Below are 13,804 nucleotides of genomic sequence, written 5' to 3'. Positions count from 1 at the left end.
TTCGGTGTGTCAGTGCCGTGGTGTCACCGGCGCGCCTTCGCCGCCTCGACGACGTCCGCCAGCTCGGCGGACGGAGTCACGACGGTCTTGCTGGCGCGGGCGCCCAGCGTGGTCGGCAGCGGCTCGCAGTTGACCGCCGTGGACAGCGCGGTCACGAAGCAGAGGTCGCCCTCGATGTCGTTGTTGCCGCCGTCGGCGTAGTCGACCGCGTTCGGGTCCTCGACGAGGATGTTGCTCTCGTCGGTCCACTCGCCGATCACCAGGTCGTCGTTGTCGCCACCGAGGACCTGGTCGTTGCCGAAGCCGCCCTCGACCCAGTCCGCCCCGGTGCCGCCGTCGACGGTGTCGACGCCGTCCTCACCGTTGATGAAGTCGAAGTCGCCCTCGCCGTAGATGGTGTCGTCGCCGGCACCGCCGTAGACGTTGTCACCGATGGTCTGACCGGCGGAGTTGGTGGCCACACCGGCACCGGCGTAGATCTTGTCGTTGCCGGCTTCACCCTCGATGTAGTCGACGCCCGTCGCGCCCGAGATGGTGTCGTTGCCGGCACCGCCCCAGAGCTCGTCGTCGCCTTCCCGGCCGTAGATGGTGTCGTTGCCGTCGCCGCCGTTGACGATGTCGGCACCGGCGCCACCGCTGAGGTTGTCGGTGCCGGCGCTGCCCCAGATCTTGTCGTTGCCGTTCTCACCGTAGACGGTGTCGTTGCCGGCTTCGCCGTCGATCGAGTCGCTGCCCTCACCACCGGAGAGGATGTCGTTGCCGCTCTCGCCGTAGATGGTGTCGTTGCCGGTCAGGCCCCAGACACGGTCGAGGCCGTAGCCGCCGTCGATGTAGTCGTTGCCGGCACCACCGCTGATGCTGTCGTCGCCCGACTCACCGAACAGGTTGTCCTTGCCGCCGTTGCCGGAGATCTTGTCGTTGCCGGTCGACCCCTGGAGCTGGTCGACGCCCGGGCCACCGGTCAGGGTGTCGTTGCCGGAGCCGGCGAAGACGAGCGAGGCGACCGAGGTCTTGTTGGTGAAGCTGTCGTTCTTGTCGCCGAGGGCGACCGTGATCTTCGCCGTCTTCTTCGACGTCGTGCACTTCACCTTGGTCTTGTCGCCCTTGACGGGCTTGCAACCCTTGCCGGCCTTGATCGCCACCTTGTCGTCGAGGGTGACGGTGCGACCGGAGATGGTGACGGTCAGCGCGTTGGACTTGCCGGCCAGGGCCTGGAACTGGACCTGGTTGGTACCGACCACCTTGGCCAGACCGGTGCTGGCCGCCTGGGCCGGGGCCGAGAGGAAGAGGGACGACGCAGCAACCGCGACAGCGGCGGCTCCGATCGCGGACAGGGTTCGGCGATTGACGAATGCCATGGTGAGAATCCCCGTTTCAGAGCGGAGCGGCCGGACGATGGCCCGGCCACGCTGCAGAGATCGTAGAACGCTACCGTTCCGACGCTCTCTCCCGATTTCAGTGATGTGCGTCACTCTTCGAGATCGAGGGGGATGCCGCTGAGGTGAACCACTCGCAGCCCGAGACGCCGCCGCCCGACGACTCCGGGCAGACGTCGTAGCCCGCCCCTCCGATGAGGGTGTCGTCGCCGGGGCCGCCGAGGAGGTAGTCGTTCCCGGCGCCTCCGACGATGTGGTCCGCACCGGAGTCGCCGAACAGCTCGCCCCGGCCGTCGCCGCCGTAGATCCTGTCGTTGCCGGGACCGCCCTGGAGCTGGTCCGCGCCGGGACCGCCGATCAGGGTGTCGTCGCCGCCGGCTCCGCTGGCCAGCATGAAGACGCCGGATTGGTTACGGACCCAGTCGTTCTTGTCCCCGAGCGCGATCTTGATCATCTTCGGCGCCCGCGTGGTGGTGCACCGGACCGAGGTCCGGCCGACCGAGCGGCAACCCCTGCCGGCCCTGATGGCGACCCGGTCGGTGAGCGTGACGGTACGCCCGGAGACGGTGACCGCGACCCTGTTGATCCGGCCCGCCAGCGCGCGGAAACTCACGGTGCTCCCGCCGGCGGTCGCCAGCCCGGCCGAGGCCGCCTGGGCCGGCGTGCCGAAGAGCACGGTGGAGGCGAGTGCCACAGCGGTGGTGCCGAACACCGAGCAGTGCCTTGCGTTCATCGAGGAACCCCCGTTCGATCCGATGCGAGATGCCGGCTCAGCAAGCCAGTTCGGCGCCCGGGCGGCCGCCCGCGGGCCGCGTCGTCACCCGGATCCGGTCGACGCCGGCCATCTTCCGGATCGACGGGAGCGGCCCGCAGTCGAAGTCTCGGCCCACAGTGGTCAGATGCAGCGACTCCGGCATCGTGGCGGGCTCGATTCCCTCCATCTGGGTGGGATCACCGGCGACACGCTGGCGGAGTTTCTCGTACGCCTGATCCCGCGTCTCCACACGCACCCCGTCGACGGCCGGAAGCTGGCCGAGCCTGCGCTGCACCGCCTCACGCTGAGCGGTGTCCGCGTCCGGCTGGAGGAAGACCGTGACGGCGTACTCCCGCTCGGGTTCGTAGCGCCAGCCGGCGACGAGCATCACCGTGGTGGAGACGGCCGACCCGGACACCAGCGCGACCGCGGCGACGGCCAGGAGCTGCAGCCGACGGCGGGTGGGTTCGTGTGTCGGCTGTGGATCGATCATGATTCGAAAGCTATATCAACGGACGGTGATGGGGTTGTCCACACCGGCCGCTCGGTGCTACAGAGTGTTGTCGGGATCGGTCAAACCCTCGGATGCAAGGAGGCGTCGCCGTGGACGGCTTCTCCAATGACGCGGAGCATGCGGCCTACACCCTGGCCGAGGCGCTCAGCGAGAAGGCTCTCTCCTGCATGAAGAATGCGGAGGAGGCGGCCGAGGCGTTCCGCTCCGGCCGGGTGGCTATGCGCCGGCAGTTCAAGGCGCGCGGGCTCTCCGAGGCGGAGGCGGACATCAGATGGGCGGGGACGGTTCAGGCGTCCCGGGCGATCGCCGACAACGCGTTCTTCATGTCGCAGGCGTCGATGTACAACAACGCGGCGGCCGCGCAGTATGCGAAGGCTCTTTACCTCAAGGGCAAGTAGGGGTGCTCAGGCGGCCCGGTGGCGCAGTGTCGCGACCGTGGATCCGGCCAGGGCGAGCAGGCAGTCCGGAAGCGTGCCGTCGGCGATCGCCGCGCCGAAGAGGGCCTCACCGGTGGGGAAGTCGCCGTTGACGTAGGCGCTGACGAACCGGGCCACCCAGCGCTTGTCATACCGCGCGTCGTCGATCCCCGGGAACTCCAGGGTCCAGGCGCCGCCGGGCGGAACCTGACCGACCATGGTCGCGGCGAGGCACCACGCGACGTCCCACGCACCGACCACACCGTCACGATCGACGACCGCGTCGAAGGTGTCGGCCACAGCCGCGGTGTCGCCGCTGAGCGCACACTGCAGAACCTGCGCGGCGTCGTCGAATGCGTGCTGTGGTACGTCGGTCACGTTGCAAAAGGTACGTCGGGCGGTCAAGGAACGCACCCGGACGTGGGAATTCAGGCACCCCGGAGCAGGCAGGTGATCCTGGCGGTGCACACCCGGTCGCCGGACTCGTCGGTGATGACGACCTCGTAGGTGGCCACGGCGCGGCCCCGGTGGACCGGGATTGCGATTCCGGTCACCAGACCCGAGCGGGCCGCCTTGTGGTGGGTGGCGTTGATGTCGACTCCGACCGCGAACGGACGGTCGACGGTCTGCCCGTGCAGGACCGCCCCGACCGATCCGAGGGTCTCGGCGAGCACGCAGGAGGCACCGCCGTGCAACAACCCGTACGGCTGGGTGTTGCCTTCGACAGGCATGATTCCTACGACCCGTTCCGCGGTGGCCTCGGTGATCTCGATACCCATACGTTCCGCGAGCGCACCACCGCCACCGCTGGTGAACAGGTGTTGCTTGCCGTCCTCAGCGATATCCACGTCGGCGTACGTTACGCCCGTTCAGGACCGGCACCAGCGACAACCATCACAGCATCGGGGACTGTTCGATTGATCCGCTGGGTACTGACGGGCACACTGACAGCCCCTCCGGCCGATGAGAGGAAACAGCATGAGCGAACCGCAGGAGGTCATCGAGACCCGCGGCGACGACCGTGTCGACCTGTTCAAGAACGACGCGAACGGCGACGGCCGTACCGATGTGTGGGTGTCGGACACCGACGGTGACGGCAAGCCGGACCTGTACCAGTTCGACACCGACGGCGACGGCAAAGTCGACGTGACGATGGTCGACCTGGACGAGGACGGCACGCCGGACCTGATCGTCGACGGCGACGGCGGTCTGCCGCCGGCCGGAACGGTCTGAGGCGCCTAACCACCCCCCAGAGCGGACAGAGTCACCCAGAGGACTGCGATGGCGACAACCGCGGTCCCGACGGTGGAAGCAGTGTGCCGCCAGGACCGTGTGCCCTCGACCGCCTCCGGATGCCCCAGGGCGGCGAGGGCGCCACGGTGTTCCCGCACCTCCGCGGCACGCGCCTCGGTGGCCTCGTCCGGTACGTCGGCCTCGGCACGGCTCAACTCGACGGCCAGACCGGCCTGGGCGCGCTGGAGTCGCCGTACCGCTGCCCGGGCTTTGCGACCCGCACTCGCCGCGGCGTGCCGCCGGGCCGCACCCCGCCGGGAGCCCGAACCGAGGACCCGCAGCTCGCCGTCGGTGATCAGGTCCGGATCCCGGACCGTGGCCAGAATGGCCACGTAGTAGGCCGCCTCCCGGTCGTGCGCCCGCCGCACCAGGTAGAGGACCAGCAGCAGTGGTGGCAGGCCCTTGAAGAGCAGCACCGCGAGCAGGGCGACCGCGCCGTCGCCGAGGCTCTCCCGGAACAGCGGTGAGTTCCACAACGAGTGCGAGGCCCAGGCGGCGAGCAGGGCGAGACCCGCGACCGCGATCCGGCGGGCCCGGCCGCGGTCCCGGTTGACCACGAGATATCCGATGCCGGCGCCGGCCAGCGCGCCGAACAGGGTGTGACTCCACACCCCGGCGAGGAACCCGCGCACCAGGAACGTCGTGATCACCGGCTGGATCCGGTCGCCCGCGCCGGCCTGCTGGACCGCCCCGATCGCGAAGACCACGTCCTCGACGATCTGGAAGCCGAGCCCGACCAGCGCGCCGTAGACGATGCCGTCGAGGACGCTGTTCACCTGCGCGCGGGCGATCAGCACGATGGCGACCACGCCGAGCGTCTTGGCGATCTCCTCGACCGTGGGACCGGCCAGGGCGGCACCCCACTCGGCGGCCAGGTCGGGCGATCCGAGTTTGGCGATCAGGTTGTCCAGGGCCGTGCTGCCCGGGATGGAGACGCTGGTCGCGACGAGGCCGCCCCAGGCGAACGCGAGGATGCGCAGGCTCGGTGGCTCCCGCTCCAGAAAGTCCAGTTCGGCAAGAAAGAGCCAGAAGGGTACGGCCAGCAGCCCGAACAACAGGATCGCGGTGATCGTCGCGATCGGGAAACTGTCCAGAAAGAGCAGGGTGATCTGGCCGATCCGCACCGCACCGGCGGTGAGCAGGGCGATCACCACCCAGAACGCGGGCTGGCGGGCGAGCGCGGCCACCCGGGGTGTCCCGGGCCGGACCGGCTCACTCATCGAGCCCGCTCGTATCGCAGGGTGCGGGTGCTGGCGTCGATCGCGGGCAGGGCCCGGAGGAGGTCGTTGTCGTCTCCGCTGACCATGACCTCGATGGTGAGCCCGTTCCCGACGAAGACGGCGTACCGCCCGTCCCGGTCGCCGGCCGTGTAGCCGCCCTGCACCCCGGCGAGGCCACCGGCGGTGGAGACCGCGAGCTGAGTGCCGGTGATCTGGTGGCCGTTGGTGCCGGTGATGCGCTGGCGGAGCCGGACGGCGGCCTCGGTCAGGTCGCCGTCGAACGGTTCGACCTCGATCGCGTAGCGGACCGGCCCGATCCGGAAGAGCACCGTTCCCCGGTCGTCGCCGGGCCGGGTGCCGGTCACATCGAGGACGGCACCGGGCGGGGGCAGCACGGTGACCCCGGCACCCACCGGGTAGGGCCCGGACGCGACGGCTCGTTCCGCCGGCACGGCCCGGTCCAGCACGGGGAGACCGAAGGCGAGGGCGGCGAGGATCGATGCCATGGCGAGTGCGACGGGCAGGCCGAGGGTGCCGGGAAGGTCGGTGAGATGACGCCGAGTGACCCTCCCCATCCGTCCAAGTTAACGGCGGTTACCCGTCGTTGTCCGGAGAACCGGTCACCGGCCACAGTGGATGGAGGATCAACCTGGCAGATTACGCATTTGTCCGTTTTTCCGAAAGGTGCTGTGACGGTACGACAGCGGTGAGCCATACCCCGTTGTCACTGCGGTGGAAGACGTGCCCCTCCTCCGCCATCACCCCCGCGGCCACGCTGAACACCACCACGTCGGGCGAGCGCCGGCGGCCGACGGTCACCGCGGTCTGCAGATCGGCCGAGAGGTGTACGTGGTGCCGGCTCCGTGGTCGAAGCCCCTCCCGGAGGATCGCCTCCAGGTTGGCGCGCGGTGTCCCGTGGAACAGCTCGGCGGGCGGGGCGGCGGCCGGCAGGTCGAGATCGACGGCCACCCGCCGGGAATGGCCCTGGCTGGCACGGATGCGATCCACGCCGTCCGGGCCGGTCTGCACGGCGAACCGTGACTTGTCGTTGTTGGCGACCACGAGGTCGAGCTGGGCGCGGGTCATGCCGAGGGCGGTCAGCAGCTCGGCGACCGGCACCCATCCGTTCGCGTCGAGGACCAGGCCGGCCACCTCGGGCCGGTGTCGCAGGACCAGGGACATCCGTTTACTGAGGCGGACCTGGTCCCGGCTGAGAACTGTCATCCGGTGTACTCCATGACCGCAACGTAGTACGGCCGGTCCTGCTCGTCGATCGATTTCAGCCGCCACGGCGTGCCCACGAGCAGGGACTTCAGCTCGTCGACGGAACAGTTCAGGTAGTCGAACCAGTCGGTCGCGATCTCCCGGTAGCGCAGCCGGAGCCGCAACTGCCCGCCCAGCCGCCCCCGCTGCCGGTTGCGCTCGTGATAGGCCACGTGCAGTGGATCCGTCGTCCCGTACGGGTCCGCGCCCTGCGCCACGATCCGCGCTCCGGGTGCTGCCAGACGGGCCAGTGCGGCCAGGAAGGCGGGGGCCCGCTCGGCGCTCTCCAGCAGTCCCAGGTTGTTGCCGAGCAGCAGGAACGTGTCGTACCGGACGCTGGCCCGGGAGAACTCGTCGACGGTGGCGAGCACCGTGTCGCGCAGGCCGCGCTCCCGGGACACCTCGATCGCGCCGGCTGAGGTGTCCAGCCCGGTCACCGCCACCCCCTGGCGCTGGAGCTCGATCGCGATCCGGCCGGCACCCACCCCGATGTCGAGTGCCCGGCCGCGGCACAGCCGTACCGCCCGGTGGTCGAAGGATCGCCAGTCGTCCGGCTCGCTCAGATAATGGGCGGCCGGGGCGCCGTTGATCAGCCCGTCCTCGCGCTCGATCACCTCGATCACCGGCCGCGGGTACCGCCCGCCCGCCAGTGGCCGCCGGCCCACGCCCCTGTGCACCGCGTACGCGTCGCGGATCATCTCTCCGAAGGCGTCACCGATCGCCGGCTGTGTCATGGTCAATACTCTTCAAGTATGACCGCACTGGAGCAACTCGGCTCGGAGAAATACGTCCTTCTCACCACATTCCGCCGAGACGGCCGGGCGGTCGCCACACCGCTCTGGGTCGTTCCGGACGGTGCCGGCCTGGCCTTCTGGACGGTGGCCGGCAGCGGCAAGCTCAAGCGGATCCGCAACAGCGGCCGGGTCACCGTCGGTGCCTGCGACATGCGGGGTAACCCCACCGGCGAGTCGATCGAGGCGACCGCGCGGATCGGCGATCGCGCCGACCGGCTTCGGGTCGGCGACGGCATCAAGAAGAAGTACGGAGTGGTCGGCCGGCTGACCATGCTCGGCAGCCGCTTGCGCCGGGGCGTCGACGGAACGGTCGCCGTTCTCGTGACGGAATAAGAAATGAGCGCCGGCATTTGCCGGCGCTCATTTCTTTACGAAGAAGGGGCGATCGCCTTCCCCAGCGTTCGCCCCTTACGACGTGTTCTCGGTCGACTCGGTCAGTCGCCCTGGCGCTGCGTGGGGATCTGCCCCTGCAGCAGGGCGCGGACCTCCGACTCCCGGTAGCGACGGTGGCCACCCAGCGTGCGAATAGCGCTGAGCTTGCCCGCCTTGGCCCACCGAGTAACGGTCTTCGGGTCGACTCGGAACATCGACGCCACCTCGGCCGGCGTTAGTAGCGGCTCAGGATCGTGCGTACGCGATGCCATCGGTCACTCCTCCACAGGTGCCTAAAAAACATCGGCCGGGGTCCCGCCGGCCGGTGCGTCTCTCATGGTCCGGCTAGTCCCCGATGTCCGACATGGGCCGAACGGACGAACGTCCCCAGATAGACGGATGAAGCATGCCCGATTTTTGCGCGTTTTATACGCCAGATAGTGTCTCGTTTAGCCCGATTATCACGCTTAGACGACCGGTGATTACGAAGAGTGTTCGCTTCGGGAGCGCTCCCGGGTGCCGGGAAAAGTGGGTGTCTGTCCTATTTCCGCAGGTCAATTGCATCGCTCGAGAAGTTGGACGACGCGCCAACGCGCCACCAACTTCTCGTAAGCCTCACTTGCTGACTCAGCGTCACCGCGAGAAAGTGCCGAAAGTCCGGCTGCCACCAATCCGGGGGAATCGTCCTCGGTGAGGCTGTCCTCCGGGAGGAGGTTGACGAGACCGCCGTAGTCCAGCTCCACCACCGACCTCGGGTGGAACTCCTCCAGCCAGCGGGTTCCCTCCTCGACGGCCTCGGTGATCGGGGCGTCGCCGAGCGACTTGCGGAGCACCGACACCGCCCGGTGCGCCCGCCGCCGCGCCTTCGAGATCTCGGTGCGGTAGCGCAACACCTTCCGCCGGCCGGACAGCGCGATCTCCCGCTCCTCCAGATCGACGAACGCGAACCAGCGCAGCGGGACACCCCACGTGGCGGTCTGCTCGTGCACCCGGGGCACACCCTGCTCCAGCACCTTCGCGCCGCTGCGCCAGTCCTCCACGACCGCTTTCGCCTGGCCGGCCAGCACCGGCGGGACGAAGGCGTCGGCGAGCACCGCGGGCACACCGTCGCGGGCGTTCAGAGCGGCCTCGGCGACCCGCAACCGCAGGTTCCACGGGCAGACCAGCACCGAGCCGTCCCACTCCAGCACGTAGGCCTCGTCGGGCAGGTCGGGCAGGCGGGTCCAGCCGGCGCCCAGCGCTTCGAGCACGGCGGTGCGCTGCCGTGCGGGGCCCTCGACCAGCCCCATATCGCGGCCCTCGCGCGCGTACTCACGCCAGAAGACCTGACGCTCACGGTCGAAGGCGGTCAGTGGCTCGTAAACCCGTAGGTACGACGCGAACAGTGACGGCACGGCGCGATCCTTTCACGAATCCGGCCGCCTGGAACTTCCCGCCGCGACGTAATCGGCGCGCCATTCGCACGACTACGCTCGGCGTAACCGGCTCACCCTGCCGGGATCATGGCCCCACGAAGGCCTACGCAGAGATCAGGAGAACCCACGATGGACGTGTTCGACACCGACGGGCACGAACAGGTCGTCTTCTGCCAGGACCGGGACACCGGCCTCAAGGCGATCATCGGTATCTACTCGACCGCTCTCGGCCCCGCGCTCGGCGGCACCCGCTTCTACCCGTACGAGAGTGAGGAAGCCGCCCTCGCCGACGTCCTGAAGCTGTCCCGCGGCATGGCCTACAAGAACGCCATGGCCGGTCTGGACCTGGGCGGCGGCAAGGCGGTCATCTGGGGCGACCCGGTCAAGCTCAAGAGCGAGGCCCTCCTCCGGGCGTACGGCCGGTTCGTCGACTCGCTGCGCGGTCGTTACTACACGGCCTGCGACGTCGGCACCTACGTGCAGGACATGGATGTGGTCGCCCGCGAGACGCGCTATGCGACCGGCCGCAGCGTGGAGCACGGCGGCGCCGGTGACTCCTCGGTCCTCACCGCCTGGGGCGTCTTCCAGGGCATGCGGGCCGCGGCCGAGCACACCTGGGGCACCCCGTCGCTCGCCGGCCGTACGGTGGGCGTCGCGGGTCTGGGCAAGGTCGGCAAGTATCTGGCCGGTCACCTGCTCGACGACGGCGCGACGGTGGTGGCCACCGACGTGAACGAGGCGGCACTGGCGTGGGCCCGCACCACCTACCCGCAGATCACGTTGGTGGCGGACACCCAGACCCTGATCACTTCCGACATCGACGTCTACGCGCCCTGCGCCCTCGGTGGCGCGCTGAACGACGACACCGTGCCGGTACTGCGGGCCAAGGTCGTGACCGGTGGCGCCAACAACCAGCTCGCCCACGCGGACATCAGCAAGGTCCTGGTGGACCGGGGCATCCTCTACACCCCCGACTACGTGGTGAACGCGGGCGGAGTCATCCAGGTCGCCGACGAGATCCACGGCTTCAACTTCGACCGGGCCAAGCTGCGGGCCACCGGGATCTTCGAGACCACCCGGCGCCTTCTCCAGCTCGCTGTCGACGAGGGTGTCCCGCCGGCGGTCGCGGCCGACCGGCTCGCCGAGAGGCGGATGGCGGAGGTCGGCCGACTGCGTTCGATCTACCTCGGCTGAGGCGCTGAAATCACTGCCGCGCGCCGCCGGAGAAGGTCAACCGCGACGCGCGGCAGTGTCACACGCAACCCGAGGTGCCGAAGTAGGCATCGTCCATGTACCGTAAGACCCACGAGAGATGCCTGACGTCATCGGGGCCCAGCCTTCGGGCTGCCCCGAATTCTGTGCGAGGGGGTCGAGCCATGGGGCGCGGCCGTGCTAAGGCCAAGCAGACGAAGGTGGCCCGGGAGTTGAAGTACCACTCCCCGAACACCGACCTCACCGCCTTGCAGCGCGAATTGGCGGGAACCCGCCAATCGGACCGTCATTTCGACGACGACAACGATGAGTTCGTCGACGATGACGAGGACGACGCTGCGGAAGACCAGGACACCTGGGGTGACCAGGACTCCTGGTCACCTTCAAGGCGGAGCTGACCCCGTTTTCCACAGAGCACGCGGACTCACCGCGTGCTCCCGTGTGTCACGGGGTGACGATTCCTACGGTTGAACGACTGAAGCCCACGCGGCTCGTCCGCGTGGGCTTCAACCGAGCCGCGTCGATCTTCAGCGTGGGCGGTTGTTCCAGTTGTAGAACGTAGGGATGTTCTCAAAGTGGTTCCAGGCGCACACCGCCGAGCCGCCGTCTTCCGGTGAGTCCTCAGCGCGCTGTTGCCTGGCCGCTTCCGCCTCCGCGATGAGCGCGGCCAGCCCGGCCCGGGTGTCGTGCACCCGTGCCGTCACCGGATCCGTCTCCACGCCGTCAGACAGCCGTGGCTTCGTGATCTCGGGCATGGTCCAGCACTCCCTCCAATAGGCGAATCTTGCTGTTCCGGCAGTGGTTCGTCTCGGTCACGTCGAACCTGCCGTGTTCGAAGTACCGGTTGGCGGCGTGTGCTCCACCGCAGAAGCCGAAGTAGGGGCAGGTGTCACGGCACGCCTCTATCCCGGCCAGGAACTCGCGGATCCACAACGTGTCCTCCGCCGTGGCCAGAATCTCCGGCAGCGGCGTGGTCAGCACGTTGCCACTGGAGAAGTCGCCATACCTCGGGTCGTGGAAACCGGCCAGCTCGGGCGAGAGCAACACGACCGAGCCGTCGTGGGCGATCGTCGGGATCGGGTCCAGCCGGCGGGGCAGCAGGTCGTCGGCGTTGCCGTCGAGGACCGCCGCGGCATAGCGCAGCGACCACTCCACCTCCCGCAGGTGGATCCGTGGGTCACGGCGCCACGCGGTCACCAGCTCGGCCCAGAAGGCGCTCACCGCGGCCGGATCGTGCCGGTTGAGCCGGGTGTTGACCCCCTCCTGCTCCTCCACGTTGATGCCGAGGACCTCACAGCCGAGGGTGAGGAAGTACTCGTACAGCTCGGTGGCGACGCCCGGTCCAGGATCGCTGACCACGCAGAGGGTGGAGAACGGGATGCCGTGGGCCCTCAGCCGCTCGATGCCGCGCACGATGAGGTCGTAGGCGGGTTTCCCACCCCGGTCCACCCGATCTCCGTTACGCGACCGTGGGCCGTCCACGCTGACGCTGACCCGCACGTCACGCTCGGCGAAGAACTCGCACCACTCGTCGTCGATCAGGGTCGCGTTGGTCTGCACGTGATGCTCCACGCCGGCGCCGAACGGCGCGAACAACGCGGCGAGGTGGTCCCGGCCGGCGGCGAGCGGCTCACCGCCGTGCCACACCACCGAGAATCTGCCGGTACGGGCGAAGCCGGCCACCCCCTCGGCGACAGCCTCCGCGACGGTCACCGGCATACGCCGATTCTCCCGGCGTAACGGCAGGTAGCAGTACTCGCATGCGAGATTGCACAGGGTAGTGGGCTGCATGACGACGTAGCCGGGTTCTGCCGAGATGCCCCGCATCCCGCTCCACGCAACCGCCATGTCCCCGCACACTCCCGTCCGGCACTCCGTGACTCAGGTCAGGCTAGGCCTCGCGCTCCACAGTCCATGCGAAAGATCCGCATGTGCCGGACATCGACACACACGGATCATTTCACGTTCGGACTATTGCCAACCAGAATCACTTTCCGGTCAGCCCCGGGTGTACGACCCCATCATCTGGACCTCACCGGAGCCCTCGACGACCTCGCCGACCTGCCAGGCCTCGACACCACGGCCGGTCAGGTAGGCCATCGCCCGGTCCGCGTCGTCCGGGGAGACGACCGCGAACATGCCGACACCCATGTTGAAGGTGGCCTCCATCTCCGAGTCCTCGATCCGGCCCTTGGCCTGGATCAGGTCGAAGATCGGCTGCGGACGCCAGGTGGACCGGTCCACGATGGCATCCATGGTGGTGGGGAGCACCCGGTTCAGGTTGCCGGGGATGCCGCCGCCGGTGACGTGCGAGAAGGCCCGCACGTCGGTCTCCTCGATCAGGCCGAGGCAGTCCTTGGCGTAGATCTTGGTGGGGGTGAGCAGCTCCTCGCCGAGGGTGCGCTGAGTGCCGAAGTCGTCGACCACGGTGTCCAGGCGCATCCGGCCGGCACCCAGCAGCACGTGCCGGACCAGCGAGTAGCCGTTCGAGTGCAGGCCGGACGAGCGCATCGCGATGACCGCGTCGCCCAGCTCGACCCGCTCCTTGCCGAGGATCTCGCTCTCCTCGACCACACCGACGCCGGTCGCGGACACGTCGTACTCGTCGGGACGCAGCACACCCGGGTGCTCGGCGGTCTCGCCACCGAGGAGGGCGCAGCCGGCGTAGCGGCAGCCGTCGGCGATACCGGCACCGATCTCGGCCACCTTGTCCGGGACGACCTCGCCGCAGGCGATGTAGTCGAGCAGGAACAGCGGCTCGGCACCACAGGCCACCAGGTCGTCGACGACCATGGCGACCAGGTCGATGCCGATGGTGTCGTGGATGTCGAGCTGCTGGGCGATCACCAGCTTGGTGCCGACGCCGTCGGTGGACGAGGCCAGGATCGGGCTCTTGTACTTCGCCGTGTTCAGCCGGAACAGGCCGGAGAAACCACCCAGGTCACCGATCACCTCGGGCCGGGACGTCTTCTTCACCTTCGCCTTGAGCAGCTCGACGGCACGGTCACCCGCGTGGATCGAGACACCCGCCTCCGCGTACGTGGCCGAACGCTTGCGCTGTCCGCGTCCTGAGCCGGCCGTCCAGGGCTGACGGTCGCCTCCTTCGGCGCCGTTGGATCCGGCACTGTTGCGCTCGGACACGTGCGTCACGGTTCTCCCCTTAGCGGTTCTGTGT

The 13,804-nt window shown here is 68.7% G+C and carries 19 protein-coding genes; 5 read left to right on the top strand and 14 right to left on the bottom strand.

Annotation, left to right across the window (positions count from 1 at the left end):
* Positions 1-23: 23 nt before the first annotated feature.
* From ACFO0C_RS14605 to ACFO0C_RS14595, 3 genes are all read right to left on the bottom strand, one after another.
* Entirely contained in the window at positions 24-1,358 is a 1,335-nt protein-coding gene (locus tag ACFO0C_RS14605; protein ID WP_378067127.1) for a calcium-binding protein, read from the bottom strand.
* A 97-nt stretch (positions 1,359-1,455) separates the two neighbouring features.
* A complete protein-coding gene (locus tag ACFO0C_RS14600) occupies positions 1,456-2,109 on the bottom strand; it encodes a calcium-binding protein (RefSeq protein ID WP_378067126.1) in 654 nt (217 codons plus the stop codon).
* Between the two features lie 37 nt (positions 2,110-2,146).
* On the bottom strand, positions 2,147-2,623 hold the full coding sequence (locus ACFO0C_RS14595) for a permease-like cell division protein FtsX (RefSeq protein WP_378067125.1): 477 nt from the start codon (positions 2,621-2,623) through the stop codon (positions 2,147-2,149).
* Positions 2,624-2,733: 110 nt separating this feature from the next.
* Here ACFO0C_RS14595 and ACFO0C_RS14590 point away from each other — a divergent pair, with 110 nt between their 5' ends.
* Entirely contained in the window at positions 2,734-3,042 is a 309-nt protein-coding gene (locus tag ACFO0C_RS14590) for a hypothetical protein (RefSeq protein ID WP_378067124.1), read from the top strand.
* Positions 3,043-3,048: 6 nt separating this feature from the next.
* Here the strand turns inward: ACFO0C_RS14590 and ACFO0C_RS14585 are convergent, their stop codons facing one another.
* On the bottom strand, positions 3,049-3,438 hold the full coding sequence (locus ACFO0C_RS14585; RefSeq protein WP_378067123.1) for a hypothetical protein: 390 nt from the start codon (positions 3,436-3,438) through the stop codon (positions 3,049-3,051).
* Positions 3,439-3,488: 50 nt separating this feature from the next.
* Complete coding sequence (locus ACFO0C_RS14580) at positions 3,489-3,839, bottom strand: hotdog fold thioesterase (RefSeq protein WP_378067150.1); 351 nt, start codon at positions 3,837-3,839, stop codon at positions 3,489-3,491.
* A 199-nt stretch (positions 3,840-4,038) separates the two neighbouring features.
* On the opposite strand from ACFO0C_RS14580, the gene ACFO0C_RS14575 reads away from it, so the two are divergent.
* Positions 4,039-4,293, top strand: a complete 255-nt coding sequence (locus tag ACFO0C_RS14575; protein ID WP_378067122.1) for a hypothetical protein — start codon at positions 4,039-4,041, stop codon at positions 4,291-4,293.
* A 5-nt stretch (positions 4,294-4,298) separates the two neighbouring features.
* Here the strand turns inward: ACFO0C_RS14575 and ACFO0C_RS14570 are convergent, their stop codons facing one another.
* The 4 genes from ACFO0C_RS14570 to ACFO0C_RS14555 all read right to left on the bottom strand — a co-directional run bounded on the left by ACFO0C_RS14570 (position 4,299) and on the right by ACFO0C_RS14555 (position 7,570).
* A complete protein-coding gene (locus ACFO0C_RS14570) occupies positions 4,299-5,573 on the bottom strand; it encodes a PrsW family intramembrane metalloprotease (protein ID WP_378067121.1) in 1,275 nt (424 codons plus the stop codon).
* The gene (locus ACFO0C_RS14565) at positions 5,570-6,148 is read right to left on the bottom strand and encodes a hypothetical protein (RefSeq protein ID WP_378067120.1); all 579 of its coding nucleotides are present in this window, start codon (positions 6,146-6,148) and stop codon (positions 5,570-5,572) included. The genes ACFO0C_RS14570 and ACFO0C_RS14565 overlap by 4 nt, the downstream gene beginning before the upstream one ends.
* A gap of 82 nt (positions 6,149-6,230) precedes the next feature.
* Positions 6,231-6,797 (bottom strand): RNA 2'-phosphotransferase, encoded by a 567-nt coding sequence (locus ACFO0C_RS14560; RefSeq protein ID WP_378067119.1) that lies wholly within the window; start codon positions 6,795-6,797, stop codon positions 6,231-6,233.
* Positions 6,794-7,570, bottom strand: coding sequence for a class I SAM-dependent methyltransferase (locus ACFO0C_RS14555; RefSeq protein ID WP_378067118.1), 777 nt, complete (start codon positions 7,568-7,570; stop codon positions 6,794-6,796). Before ACFO0C_RS14555 ends, ACFO0C_RS14560 begins: the two co-directional genes overlap by 4 nt.
* Before the next feature lie 18 nt (positions 7,571-7,588).
* On the opposite strand from ACFO0C_RS14555, the gene ACFO0C_RS14550 reads away from it, so the two are divergent.
* Entirely contained in the window at positions 7,589-7,963 is a 375-nt protein-coding gene (locus ACFO0C_RS14550; protein ID WP_378067117.1) for a PPOX class F420-dependent oxidoreductase, read from the top strand.
* 101 nt (positions 7,964-8,064) lie between these two features.
* On the opposite strand, the gene ACFO0C_RS14545 is transcribed toward ACFO0C_RS14550, so the two are convergent.
* Both ACFO0C_RS14545 and ACFO0C_RS14540 read right to left on the bottom strand, forming a co-directional pair.
* Entirely contained in the window at positions 8,065-8,274 is a 210-nt protein-coding gene (locus ACFO0C_RS14545) for a BldC family transcriptional regulator (protein WP_014687221.1), read from the bottom strand.
* A gap of 282 nt (positions 8,275-8,556) precedes the next feature.
* Positions 8,557-9,396: a hypothetical protein gene (locus ACFO0C_RS14540; RefSeq protein ID WP_378067116.1), complete on the bottom strand. Its 840-nt coding sequence runs from the start codon at positions 9,394-9,396 to the stop codon at positions 8,557-8,559.
* 150 nt (positions 9,397-9,546) lie between these two features.
* Here ACFO0C_RS14540 and ACFO0C_RS14535 point away from each other — a divergent pair, with 150 nt between their 5' ends.
* Entirely contained in the window at positions 9,547-10,611 is a 1,065-nt protein-coding gene (locus ACFO0C_RS14535; RefSeq protein ID WP_378067115.1) for a Glu/Leu/Phe/Val family dehydrogenase, read from the top strand.
* A 182-nt stretch (positions 10,612-10,793) separates the two neighbouring features.
* Entirely contained in the window at positions 10,794-11,027 is a 234-nt protein-coding gene (locus tag ACFO0C_RS14530; RefSeq protein WP_093620685.1) for a DUF3073 domain-containing protein, read from the top strand.
* A gap of 129 nt (positions 11,028-11,156) precedes the next feature.
* On the opposite strand, the gene amcA is transcribed toward ACFO0C_RS14530, so the two are convergent.
* The 3 genes from amcA to purM all read right to left on the bottom strand — a co-directional run bounded on the left by amcA (position 11,157) and on the right by purM (position 13,779).
* Positions 11,157-11,384, bottom strand: coding sequence for a multiple cyclophane-containing RiPP AmcA (amcA, locus tag ACFO0C_RS14525; RefSeq protein ID WP_378067114.1), 228 nt, complete (start codon positions 11,382-11,384; stop codon positions 11,157-11,159).
* Complete coding sequence (gene amcB / locus ACFO0C_RS14520) at positions 11,353-12,456, bottom strand: cyclophane-forming radical SAM peptide maturase AmcB (RefSeq protein WP_378067149.1); 1,104 nt, start codon at positions 12,454-12,456, stop codon at positions 11,353-11,355. The genes amcA and amcB overlap by 32 nt, the downstream gene beginning before the upstream one ends.
* 171 nt (positions 12,457-12,627) lie before the next feature.
* On the bottom strand, positions 12,628-13,779 hold the full coding sequence (purM, locus tag ACFO0C_RS14515; RefSeq protein WP_378067113.1) for a phosphoribosylformylglycinamidine cyclo-ligase: 1,152 nt from the start codon (positions 13,777-13,779) through the stop codon (positions 12,628-12,630).
* Positions 13,780-13,804: the final 25 nt, after the last annotated feature.

Origin of the sequence: Actinoplanes subglobosus (assembly GCF_042650585.1) — a bacterium.
In the GTDB taxonomy this organism is placed as follows: domain Bacteria; phylum Actinomycetota; class Actinomycetes; order Mycobacteriales; family Micromonosporaceae; genus Actinoplanes; species Actinoplanes subglobosus.
This window is presented reverse-complemented; position numbering and strand designations above follow the sequence as displayed.